14 protein-coding genes and 1 other RNA gene are annotated in these 10,427 nt (G+C 62.9%); 7 read left to right on the forward strand and 8 right to left on the reverse strand.

Annotated features, from left to right (window positions below; genetic code table 11):
* The 8 genes from P8Y64_11765 to P8Y64_11800 form a co-directional block, all read right to left on the reverse strand.
* Positions 1-372: hypothetical protein (locus P8Y64_11765; protein ID MEJ2061141.1), on the reverse strand; the 372-nt coding region annotated here is incomplete at its 3' end.
* A gap of 124 nt (positions 373-496) precedes the next feature.
* Positions 497-829, reverse strand: a complete 333-nt coding sequence (locus P8Y64_11770) for a hypothetical protein (GenBank protein MEJ2061142.1) — start codon at positions 827-829, stop codon at positions 497-499.
* A gap of 39 nt (positions 830-868) precedes the next feature.
* Entirely contained in the window at positions 869-1,546 is a 678-nt protein-coding gene (locus P8Y64_11775) for a glutathione S-transferase family protein (protein MEJ2061143.1), read from the reverse strand.
* Positions 1,543-1,995 carry an EVE domain-containing protein gene (locus tag P8Y64_11780; GenBank protein MEJ2061144.1) on the reverse strand — a complete coding sequence of 151 codons (453 nt, stop codon included), beginning with the start codon at positions 1,993-1,995 and terminating at the stop codon, positions 1,543-1,545. The genes P8Y64_11775 and P8Y64_11780 overlap by 4 nt, the downstream gene beginning before the upstream one ends.
* Before the next feature lie 38 nt (positions 1,996-2,033).
* A complete protein-coding gene (locus P8Y64_11785; protein MEJ2061145.1) occupies positions 2,034-2,624 on the reverse strand; it encodes a 5-formyltetrahydrofolate cyclo-ligase in 591 nt (196 codons plus the stop codon).
* A 21-nt stretch (positions 2,625-2,645) separates the two neighbouring features.
* Positions 2,646-2,825, reverse strand: a non-coding RNA gene (gene ssrS / locus P8Y64_11790) — 6S RNA.
* Between the two features lie 85 nt (positions 2,826-2,910).
* Positions 2,911-3,225, reverse strand: a complete 315-nt coding sequence (locus tag P8Y64_11795; protein MEJ2061146.1) for a cell division protein ZapA — start codon at positions 3,223-3,225, stop codon at positions 2,911-2,913.
* Positions 3,222-3,455: a TIGR02449 family protein gene (locus tag P8Y64_11800; protein ID MEJ2061147.1), complete on the reverse strand. Its 234-nt coding sequence runs from the start codon at positions 3,453-3,455 to the stop codon at positions 3,222-3,224. Before P8Y64_11800 ends, P8Y64_11795 begins: the two co-directional genes overlap by 4 nt.
* Before the next feature lie 242 nt (positions 3,456-3,697).
* Here P8Y64_11800 and P8Y64_11805 point away from each other — a divergent pair, with 242 nt between their 5' ends.
* From P8Y64_11805 to P8Y64_11835, 7 genes are all read left to right on the forward strand, one after another.
* Positions 3,698-4,015: a hypothetical protein gene (locus tag P8Y64_11805; protein MEJ2061148.1), complete on the forward strand. Its 318-nt coding sequence runs from the start codon at positions 3,698-3,700 to the stop codon at positions 4,013-4,015.
* Positions 4,015-4,560, forward strand: a complete 546-nt coding sequence (locus P8Y64_11810; protein ID MEJ2061149.1) for a UPF0149 family protein — start codon at positions 4,015-4,017, stop codon at positions 4,558-4,560. The genes P8Y64_11805 and P8Y64_11810 overlap by 1 nt, the downstream gene beginning before the upstream one ends.
* A gap of 92 nt (positions 4,561-4,652) precedes the next feature.
* Positions 4,653-5,966: a Xaa-Pro aminopeptidase gene (gene pepP / locus P8Y64_11815; protein MEJ2061150.1), complete on the forward strand. Its 1,314-nt coding sequence runs from the start codon at positions 4,653-4,655 to the stop codon at positions 5,964-5,966.
* Positions 5,967-5,974: 8 nt separating this feature from the next.
* Positions 5,975-7,174, forward strand: coding sequence for a 2-octaprenyl-6-methoxyphenyl hydroxylase (ubiH, locus tag P8Y64_11820; GenBank protein MEJ2061151.1), 1,200 nt, complete (start codon positions 5,975-5,977; stop codon positions 7,172-7,174).
* Between the two features lie 3 nt (positions 7,175-7,177).
* Complete coding sequence (locus tag P8Y64_11825) at positions 7,178-8,386, forward strand: UbiH/UbiF/VisC/COQ6 family ubiquinone biosynthesis hydroxylase (GenBank protein ID MEJ2061152.1); 1,209 nt, start codon at positions 7,178-7,180, stop codon at positions 8,384-8,386.
* The gene (locus P8Y64_11830; GenBank protein MEJ2061153.1) at positions 8,383-9,195 is read left to right on the forward strand and encodes an ion transporter; all 813 of its coding nucleotides are present in this window, start codon (positions 8,383-8,385) and stop codon (positions 9,193-9,195) included. Before P8Y64_11825 ends, P8Y64_11830 begins: the two co-directional genes overlap by 4 nt.
* On the forward strand, positions 9,192-10,427 hold the full coding sequence (locus P8Y64_11835; GenBank protein ID MEJ2061154.1) for a sodium:proton antiporter: 1,236 nt from the start codon (positions 9,192-9,194) through the stop codon (positions 10,425-10,427). Before P8Y64_11830 ends, P8Y64_11835 begins: the two co-directional genes overlap by 4 nt.

Below are 10,427 nucleotides of genomic sequence, written 5' to 3' on the forward strand. Positions count from 1 at the left end.
GGCGGCGGCCTTGCGCTTCGGTGCGGCCTTCTTCTTGGCGGCAGCCTTGCGCTTCGGTGCGGCCTTCTTCTTGGCGGCGGCCTTGCGCTTCGGTGCGGCCTTCTTCTTGGCGGCAGCCTTGCGCTTCGGTGCGGCCTTCTTCTTGGCGGCGGCCTTGCGCTTCGGTGCGGCCTTCTTCTTGGCGGCGGCCTTGCGCTTCGGTGCGGCCTTCTTCTTGGCGGCGGCCTTGCGCTTCGGTGCGGCCTTCTTCTTCGCTACCGCCTTTTTCTTGGCGGTGACCTTCTTTTTCGGTGCTGCCTTCTTAGCGGCAGATTTTTTGATACGTGATTTGGAAGTGGATTTCTTTTTGGATGCGGATTTTTTTACGGCCATGAGCTGCTCTCCAAGGCTTAAGTCAGAACCCGCGTCTGAGTATAAACAAGTTGAATGGAAATACTAGTAAATATTGTTGTTTTTGAATGCTGTTTGTGCTTGTAAAAGCAGTAATGCAATTCGGTTAGCTTCCTCGTGCTGCGAGCGCCTCTTCGTTGTATGCGGCGTCGGCGGTGGTGATGATTTTTTCGACCATGCGGAAGCCTTCGACGGGTGCATCGTCCGCCATGTATTTGAGACGAACGGCAGAGAGTGACTTCACGAAATCGACGCGTTCGATTTCCTGCTCGACCGAGGTGATGTCGGCGTGGGTGGCGGAGGATTTGATGATTTCGCCGGCCAACGCGTCCTGGTGTTTGTCGGTCAGCGCTTTCTCCAGGGTTTCGGCTGGTGAGCCGTCCAGGATCGTGTAGTCGGCGTGGGCATCCAGGTAGGTCAAGAGGTCACCATATTTCATTGTGTCAGGCTCCTAAATGAATGAAGGTCTGTGTCGGGTTCAGCCTGCCAGCAGCCCTTCGTGAGGGTCTGTATGGCAGGTTTCGGCGACGCGCTGCAGGTAGTACATGAGATCGATGGGTAGCGAGATGCCATCCAGGATCTGCACCGGATAGAGGTCCGCAAAAAGCAGGACGTCCGCCACGCTGATCGCCCCCATGTAGAAGCGGTGTTTGGCCAGATGTCGGCTGAGTGCCCCGAGGTTGGTGATCCTGTCCAGTTGCGCATAGCCGTCGTAGCGATCGTTCGCCAGCGCTTCCAGGCTCATGCCGAAGCGCTGCTGGACATCCGCCTTGTAGGCGTGCAACGCCGCTTCGTCGGCGCCGATATCGCGGTATGCCGGCCGCACAGGGGCATATAGCCGTTCCAGCACCGCATCCACCTGCTCGCGCCAACCGAGCAGCGCATCCCAGGCTGCACGATCGATGCGATCGTTGACCAGCGGCGGGGTATCCGGAAACAGTTCGTCGATCTGCCAGAGGATTTGTAGCGAGTCGGTGTGCAGCTGTCCATTTCCCATACGCAGGACGGGGGTGACCCGGGCGACGCCCAGATCGAAGAAGGTTTCGTCGTCGTGGTAGTCGACAGCCACATCGCGGTATGGCACTTGCTTGTAGCTGAGTGCCAGTCGGACACGCTGGGCGGCTGGCGAGGACCAGAAATGATAAAGCTCGGTCATTCCAGAGACAGGATCAGATGCCACTGGTCCTCGGTGACCGGCATGATGGACAGCCGGTTGCCCTTGCGCACCAGGAGCATGTCGCCAAGGGCGGGGTTTGCCTTGAGCTCGGCCAGAGTGATGGTGCGCTTGAGCTTGCGTTTGAAGCGCACGTCGACCAGATACCAGCGGGGATTATCGGGGTCGGATTTGGGATCGTAGTATTTCGTTTCCGGGTCAAAGGCCGTCGGGTCGGGGTAGCCTTCGCGGGCAACTGTCATGATGCCGACGATCCCGGGCTCGTCGCAGTTCGAGTGATAGAAGAAGACCTGGTCGCCCTTTTTCATCTGGTCGCGCATCATGTTGCGGGCCTGGTAGTTGCGTACGCCATCCCAGGGTTCGACCTTGACGCGCTTGAGGTCGTCGATGCCGAAAGCATCTGGTTCGGATTTCATCAGCCAGTATTGCATCGTCAGCTCCTTGGAATCGGGCGGCAGTATAGGTCACTTCAGAAATGACGCCAGCCCTGCTCGGTCACCACGCCGTGGAGGGGAATGTCCCATGGCTGGGCTGTCAGGCCGGACACTTCCTGGAATCCGTAGGCGCAACCGAGCAGATAGGGTTTGCGCCACTGGCCACGACGGCGCAGGAAGGCGAAGGTGCGGTCGTAATAACCCTTGCCCATACCGAGGCGGTGCCCGTTTGCGTCGAAGGCGACCAGCGGGGTGATGACCAGATCGAGGCGGCTGGGCGGACGCGGGGTATGCCCGTTCAGGACCGGTTCCGGAATGCCGAATCGGTTGCGATGCAGCGGGGTGTCCTGGTCCCAGGGCAGAAACCACAGGCCATGCTGGACAAGCGGTGCGAGCACCGGGAGATAGACGCGCTTGCCGAGCCTGCGGGCCTGGGCGACGAGTCCCAGTGGGTCGGCTTCGCCTCGTACGGGCAGATAGACCGCAACATGGCGGGCATGCAGGAATCGGGGGGTGCGAAGGATGGTGTCGGCGATGCGCGCGGCCGCGTGCCGGCGCTGCGCCTCGTCCAGGGCGGCGCGACGGTGACGGAGTTCTCGGCGCAGGGTGACGTTGTCAGTCGTCACGGGACAAGGATTTGGAGGGTGGACATCTCCGCAATGCCGCTGGGGCCTTTGACCTTGAACCAGAGGTTCAAGTGGGGGCTTCGCAGAAAACCTTTAGGCTTACCGCTTGCGCGGGCATGCACACCGGCCTTTGCTCGGCTCCCTGGGTAATTAATTAGGCTCAAGGGACTACCCGGCCCCTGGCGAACACCGCAGAGATGCCCAAAGCGAATCTCTCAATACAACTGCCGGTTCCCTGGCCGCGTCCGTGTTCACCGCTCAGGGTGACGATTCATATCTTACTACTTTACAGCTCCATCTGCTGAACGTTTTCCAGGGCCTGCTCGATGCGGTCCTGGAGCGAGCGGATGCGGGTGCTGAGCGTATGGCTGAGCTCCTCGCGCTCGGAACGGTTCAGCAGCAGCTCGTGCGTCAGGTTCAGGGCCGCCATGATGGCGATCCGGTCCATGCCTACGACCTTGCCGCTGTCCCGGATCTCTTTCATCCGGGTGTGCAGGAAATTGGCCGCCGCGAGCAGCGCGCTGCGCTCCTCATCACTGCAGGCGATCTGGAATTCCTTGTCGAGGATCTTGACGGAGACGGGGGACGTGCCCGAAGTCATGCAACGCTTTCCATCGAGCGCAGCTGAGTGATGATTTTTTCGACCTTGCGGCGGGCTTCGTCCTGTTTGTCGAGCAGGGTGGAGCGTTCGGCGAGGATCTGCTCCTGTTGTTCGCGCAACAGGCGGTTTTCCTGCTTCAGTCGCTCGCAGGTCTGGATCAGCTCGTTGAGCCGGTATTCCAGGCGCTTGAGTTCCTGTTCGGCGATATCGTTGAGGCGCTCGTTGCTCATGCGTTCAATACTAGGACGGGTTCCGATAGGGGTCAACTTGTGAAATACCGGGAGGCCGTCCGGTCGGCTTGCCGAACTTTTCATGACATCCATCATTGCAGCGATGGCATCGAAGCCCCTCAAAATGGGTGTAAAACGGCAATATCGGCCCCGATTGACCGGATAGGAGCGGGGATTTTACCGGCTGCGTGAACAGGCGAGGTAGAATCCGCTTCTGAATTCAAGTCCCGACAGCAGGATTCATGCACGACGAAACCAAGCAAACGCCGGATGCGGATGGTCCGCCGCCCATCAACGACCGTGCGATCGTTATCGAAGGCACGGCCCACAACGGCAAGCCGTGTCGAATTGTCGACAATACCGGCTCCATCGACCGGGCCGAGCTGCAGGCATTGCTCGATCAGCTGATTGCCGATCGCTGCTTCGGCCTGACCGGACGCTCCCTTGCCGGAAGCAATGCCATCACCCTCGGCCAGCCCGACTTCACCCATATTCAGATCGGCACCGAACTGTACCGGCTTATCCTGTTTCCGTACGAAGCACGCATTGAGGCCTTTTGATGACCGATTACCGCACATTGCAGACAGTGTTGGAGCGAAGCCAGGCGGAGCTCGGTGCGGCGGAGGCGCATGGCATGTTGACGGCGCAGCTCGTGGTGAACGGCGAGACGGGGCTGGCGGACTGGGTGCGCGTGAGTCTGCCCCAGCTGGATGAGGCCGATGTACTGGTGCGCGAACTGCTGGGCGTGATGCGCCAGGTCTTTCAGGAAACGCGGGCGCAATTGCTGGACGAGGACGTCAGCTTTTCGCCCCTGCTGCCCGTGGACGAGGCCCCCATGGCGCAGCGTGTCGAGGCACTGGCCGCCTGGTCGCAGGGGTTTCTCACCGGCCTCGGCCTCGCCGGTCTGAGCGCCGCGGCACTGGATCAGGACAGCCGCGGCTTTTTGCACGACCTGGAGCAGTTCACCCGTGCAGGCGCGGACGAGGCGGAGGAAAGCGAGGTGGAGGAAGCGAACTATATGGAGTTGTGCGAATATCTACGCCTGGGTGTGCTGATGATGCGCGACACCTTCCGGCCGCCGACGCCCGGTGAGACGCTCCATTAACCGGTGCTGGCGCTGATTCCGCCCGCCCACGTTCATCGATTCGGTATAGCACCCGCCCGACAACGCGACCAGACGACAGGTCATTACTTGCCATGAGTCTTGCGACCAACGAATACGCACGCCGGCGCCGTCAGCTGATGCGCATGATGGACACCGAATCCATCGCCATCATGCCCGCCGCCCCCGTCCACCTGCGCAACAACGACGTCGAATATCCCTATCGTCAGGACAGCGACTTTTTGTACCTGACCGGCTTTTCCGAGCCCGAGAGCGTCGCCGTGCTGGTGCCCGGACGGCCACAGGGCGAATACATCCTGTTCTGCCGCGAACGCGATCCCGAAAAGGAGTTGTGGCACGGGCGGCGCGCCGGGCAGGAGGGGGCCGTGGAACGTTTCGGGGCCGACGATTCCTTCCCCATCAGCGACATCGACGAAATCCTCCCCGGTCTGCTCGAGGACCGCAAAGCGGTTTATTACACCATGGGCCGGACCCTGGACTTCGACCGCCAGTTGCTGGGTTGGATCAACCGCATCCGCGAACAGACCCGCAGCGGCTCGCATCCGCCGCATGAGTTCATCTCACTCGAATATCTACTCCATGACATGCGGCTGTATAAAAGCCCCGCCGAGGTGCGCGCCATGCGCCAGGCGGCGCGGGTGGCCATGGAGGCGCACGCCACCGCCATGCGGGCCTGTCAGCCAGGTATGCAGGAATACGAACTCGAGGCGATCTACCAGTACGTCTTTCGTCTGCATGGCTGCGAGCCGTCCTATCCGCCCATCGTGGGCGGCGGCGAAAACGGCTGCATCCTGCATTACACGGACAACAACGCCGAGTTGCGCGATGGCGACCTGGTGCTGATTGATGCAGGCGCCGAGTATGCCGGTTACGCCAGCGACATCACCCGAACCTTCCCGGTCAACGGCAGCTTCACCGAGCCCCAGCGCGAGCTGTACGAACTGGTGTTGGAGGCGCAGCATGCGGCAATCGAACAATGCGTGCCGGGAAATCATTGGGACGATCCGCATGTCGCCGCGGTGCGGGTGCTGACGCGTGGTTTGGCCGAGCTCGGCCTGCTCAAGGGGCGTCCCATGCAGCTGATCAAGGACGGTGCCTACCGGCAGTTCTACATGCACCGCACCGGTCACTGGCTGGGCCTGGACGTTCACGATGTCGGCGATTACAAGCTGGAGGACCAGTGGCGGCTGCTTGAATCCGGCATGGCCCTGACCGTCGAGCCGGGTCTCTACATCGCCGCCCACGAGCGCGGCGTGCCCAAGCGTTACCGCGGCATCGGTATCCGTATCGAGGACGACGTGCTGGTGACCAAGGCGGGCTGCGACGTGCTCACCGACGGTCTGCCCAAATCGCCTGCGGAGATCGAGGCCCTGATGCAGGGAGAATGACCGTGAGCATGGACGAACCGCAATTCGACATTCTGATTGCCGGCGGCGGCATGGTGGGCGCGACGCTCGCGGTGGCGCTCGCCGACACCGGCTATCGGGTGGGCGTCATCGAGGCGCGTCCCTTCGGGGAGCCCGGCCAGCCCAGTTACGACGACCGTTCCATTGCGCTGGCCTGGGGCTCGCGCCTGCTGCTGGAACGTTTCGGCTTGTGGGAGGCGCTGTCTCCCTCGGCAACCCCGATTCACCGGATTCACGTCTCCGACCGCGGCCGTTTCGGCGCCGCCCGTCTGAGCGCAGACGAGGAAGGCGTACCGGCGCTGGGCTATGTGGTGGAAAACCGCGCGGTCGGCGCGGTGCTGTACCGGCGTCTGCAGGCGCTTGCCGATGTGCAGGTGATCGCGCCCGCCGAGATCGAAGCCGTGGACGCCGACCCGCACCGGGTGTTGGTGCAGGCGCGTACCGAGTCGGGCAGCCGGCAAATCGAGGCACGGCTGTTGATCGCGGCCGACGGGGCGCAGTCCACGATTCGCGAACGGCTCGGCTTTCCGCTGCAAAAGGCCGATTACGGCCAGACCGCGCTGATCGCCAACGTCACGCCGGAGAAGGACCACGCCGGCATCGCTTTCGAGCGTTTCACCGACGAGGGCCCGCTGGCCCTGCTGCCCATGAGTGAAGGGCGTTGCTCACTGGTGTGGACGCATCGCAGCGAGGCCGTCGCCGATACGATGCAATTGGACGACGCGGCCTTCCTGGAGCGGCTGCAGGCGCGCTTCGGCTGGCGCCTGGGGCGTTTCCTCAAGGTCGGGCAGCGCGCCGCCTATCCGCTGGCCCTGCTCAAGTCCGGGCGTTACGTTCAGGGCCGTGTGGTGCTGGCCGGCAATGCCGCGCATACGCTGCACCCCGTGGCCGGCCAGGGGTTCAATCTTGGTCTGCGGGACATCGCGGTACTGGCCGGGCTGCTGCAGGCGCACCCGGATGAGGATCCCGGCGATGCCGCGCTGCTGGCCGAGTATGAGCGCAGCCGCCAGGACGATCTGAAGACCGTGGTGCGCTTCACCGATACCCTGGCGCGTCTGTTCGCCAACCCCTGGCCGCCGCTGGCGCACGCACGTGCCGCCGGTCTGGTGGCGGTTGATTTGATTCCCACGCTGCGCCATATGCTGGCTCGACAGAACATGGGCCTGCGCGCGCGCCTGCCGAGGCTTTGAACCATGACCGAACGTTATGACGTGATTATTGCCGGTGGCGGGATGGTGGGCGCCACTCTGGCCTGCGCCCTCGGTCAGGGCGGTCTGCGCGTGGCGGTCCTGGAGCAGCAGGCACCGCGGCCGTTTCACCGCGGGGACGATTACGACCTGCGCGTCTCCGCCATTTCGCGCGCCTCGCAGCGCATTTTCGAACACCTGGGCGTGTGGCCGCTGCTCAGTGCGCGCCGGATCAGTCCCTATCTGCACATGTGCGTGTGGGACGCCGGCGGTTCGGGCGAGATCCGCTTTGACAGCCTCGATGTCGGCGAATCCTGCCTGGGGCACATCATCGAGAACCGCGTGATTCAGGATGCCCTGCATCAGCGGCTGAAGGATTTCCAATCCGTGGACGTGTTGTTGCACGCTGCGCTGGAGGATTTCGAGGTCGGTGCGGACGAGGTGCAGGTGACGCTGGGTGACGGGCGTACCTTAACGGCGCGTCTGCTGGTCGGCGCGGACGGCGCCAGGTCGAGGGTGCGTGAACGCGCCCGCATCGAGTGGCGGGTGCAGCCCTACGACCAGCTCGGCGTGGTGGCGACGGTGACGACCGAGAAGCCGCACCAGGCCACCGCCTGGCAGCGCTTCCTGCCGACCGGGCCGCTGGCCTTTCTGCCCCTGGCGGATGGGCGCTGTTCCATCGTCTGGTCGGCGGACACGGCCCGCGCCGAGGACCTGATGCAGCTGTCGGACGAGGATTTCATCCACCAGCTCGGACAGGCATTCGGCTACAAGCTGGGGCGCATCACCGCGGTGAGTCCGCGCGCGGCCTTTCCGCTGCGCGGCGCCCAGGCGGCGCATTACGTCAAGGAGCGTGTTGCGCTGATCGGCGATGCCGCGCATACGATTCATCCCCTGGCCGGGCAGGGCGCCAATCTGGGTTTTCTCGATGCGGCCGCACTGGCGGAAACCCTGTTGGGCTGCGGGCGCGATATCGGCAGCCTGCGGGTCCTGCGCGGTTTCGAGCGCAGCCGGCGCGGTGAAAATATTCTCATGATGCGCGCCATGGAAGGTTTCAAGCGCCTGTTCGGCAACCGCATTCCGCCGCTGATGCGGCTGCGCAACTGGGGGCTGGGCATGGTCGATGCGGCGCCGCCGCTCAAAAAAGAATTCATACGCCAGGCCATGGGGCTGGGGGGCGATCTGCCGCAGCTCGCGCGCGGCAACAGGGAATGAAGCACCGGCTGCACGTCTACGCCGGTCTGGCCGGCGTTTCCAACCATGAACCCGAACGTGCCCAACGCTGGGGGCGTTATTTCGAATGGCCGCTGGTCGGCATCGCGTTGTGGATTCCGGTCATCTGGTATTTCGAGGTCGCGCAGCACATGACGAGCGTGCTGGTGGTGATCAGCGACTGGCTGATCTGGCTGGTGTTCGTCATCGAGACCGTGGTGCTGACCGCGCTGGTGCGTGACAAACGCCATTACCTGCTCACCAACTGGATGAATCTGGTCATCATCGCGGCCGGTCTTCCCATTCTGTGGAATTACGCTCCTCTGGCCATTGCCCTGCGCAGCTTCCGTCTGCTGCTGGTGGTTGGGGTGGCGTTTTCCCTGTCGCGCACCATGCGCAAGCTGCTGGCGCGCAACAAGCTGGGCTATACGCTGATCGTCGCGGGCATCGTGATGGTGATCTCGGGGCTCATCATCGCGTCCGTCGATCCGGCCTTCCATTCGCCCGGGGAAGGCATCTGGTGGGCGCTGGTCACCATGAGTACGGTCGGATACGGGGACGTGGTGCCGACCACCACCGCCGGCAAGGTGTTCGCCGGGTTTCTCATTCTGCTCGGGCTGGGGTTCTTTTCGTTGCTGACCGCCAGCATCTCCGCGTTCATGGTCGACCGCGAAATGGAGGAAGGCGACAAGGAGCTCAAGCAGATACTGCGCGACATCAGCCGGCGTCTGGGGGATATCGAGCAGGAACTGAATCTGCGCCGGGACGCAGCCGGTGATGATGGGGGCAATTCCAAGGGGGAGGACAAGTGAAAACGCTGCTCAACGTATTTGCCATTCTGATCACGCTGTCGGCGGTGTTCAGCTACATCAATCACCGCTACCTGCGGCTGCCCACGACGATCGGGCTGATGCTGATTTCCCTGCTGTTCTCCCTGGTACTGGTGGCGCTCGGCGTGGCGGGGCTCCCGCTCGATACGCACGCCCGCGCCGTGCTCGCCTCGCTGGATTTCAATACGGTGCTGATGCACGGCATGCTGAGCCTGCTGCTCTTCGCCGGTGCCCTGCATGTCAATCTCGACGACCTCGCCAGCCAGAAATGGGTGATTACGGTGCTGGCCAGCTTCGGGGTGATCGTCTCCACCTTCATCGTCGGATTCGGGGCCTATTATCTGCTCGGCCTGCTCGGAATCGATGTACCGCTGATCTACTGTCTGTTGTTCGGTGCGCTGATCTCGCCGACCGATCCGATCGCGGTGCTCGGTATTCTCAAGACTGCCGGCGCGCCCAAATCCCTGGAAACCAAAATCGCCGGCGAATCGCTGTTCAACGACGGTGTGGCTGTGGTGATCTTTCTGGTGCTGGCGGAGATCGCCGTCGGCAGTCACGAGATCCATGCCGGCGAGGTGGTCCAACTGTTCGCTATGGAGGCGGTGGGCGGGGCGCTGTTCGGCGGGCTCAGCGGCTGGCTGGCGTTTCTCATGCTGCGCAGCGTGGACAATTACCAGGTCGAGGTGTTGATCACCCTGGCGCTGGTGATGGGCGGGTATGCGCTGGCCACGGCGCTGCATCTGTCCGGCCCCATTGCCGTGGTGGTCGCCGGCCTGCTGATCGGCAACCACGGTCGCCTGCTGGCCATGTCCAACAAGACCCGCGAACATATCGACACGTTCTGGGAACTGGTGGACGAAATCCTCAATGCCGTCCTGTTCGTGCTGATCGGTTTCGAAGTACTGCTGTTCACCTTCCACCTCGATTACCTCTGGGCCGGGCTGCTGGCCATTCCGCTCGTTCTGCTCGCACGGTTTGTTTCGGTGGGCGTACCGGTCATGGCCATGCGGCTGCGGCGCAGCTTTTCGCCGAACGCGATCAAGGTGATGACCTGGGGCGGCCTGCGGGGCGGGATCTCGGTCGCGTTGGCCCTGTCGCTGCCGCCGGATCCCTCACGCGAGGTTCTGCTGGCCGTCACCTACATCGTGGTGGTGTTCTCCATACTCGTGCAGGGGCTGACGGTGGGGAGGTTGGTGAAGAAGGGGGTGGTTTGA

It is taken from the genome of Gammaproteobacteria bacterium, assembly GCA_037388465.1.
GTDB lineage: Bacteria > Pseudomonadota > Gammaproteobacteria > SpSt-1174 > SpSt-1174 > JARRKE01.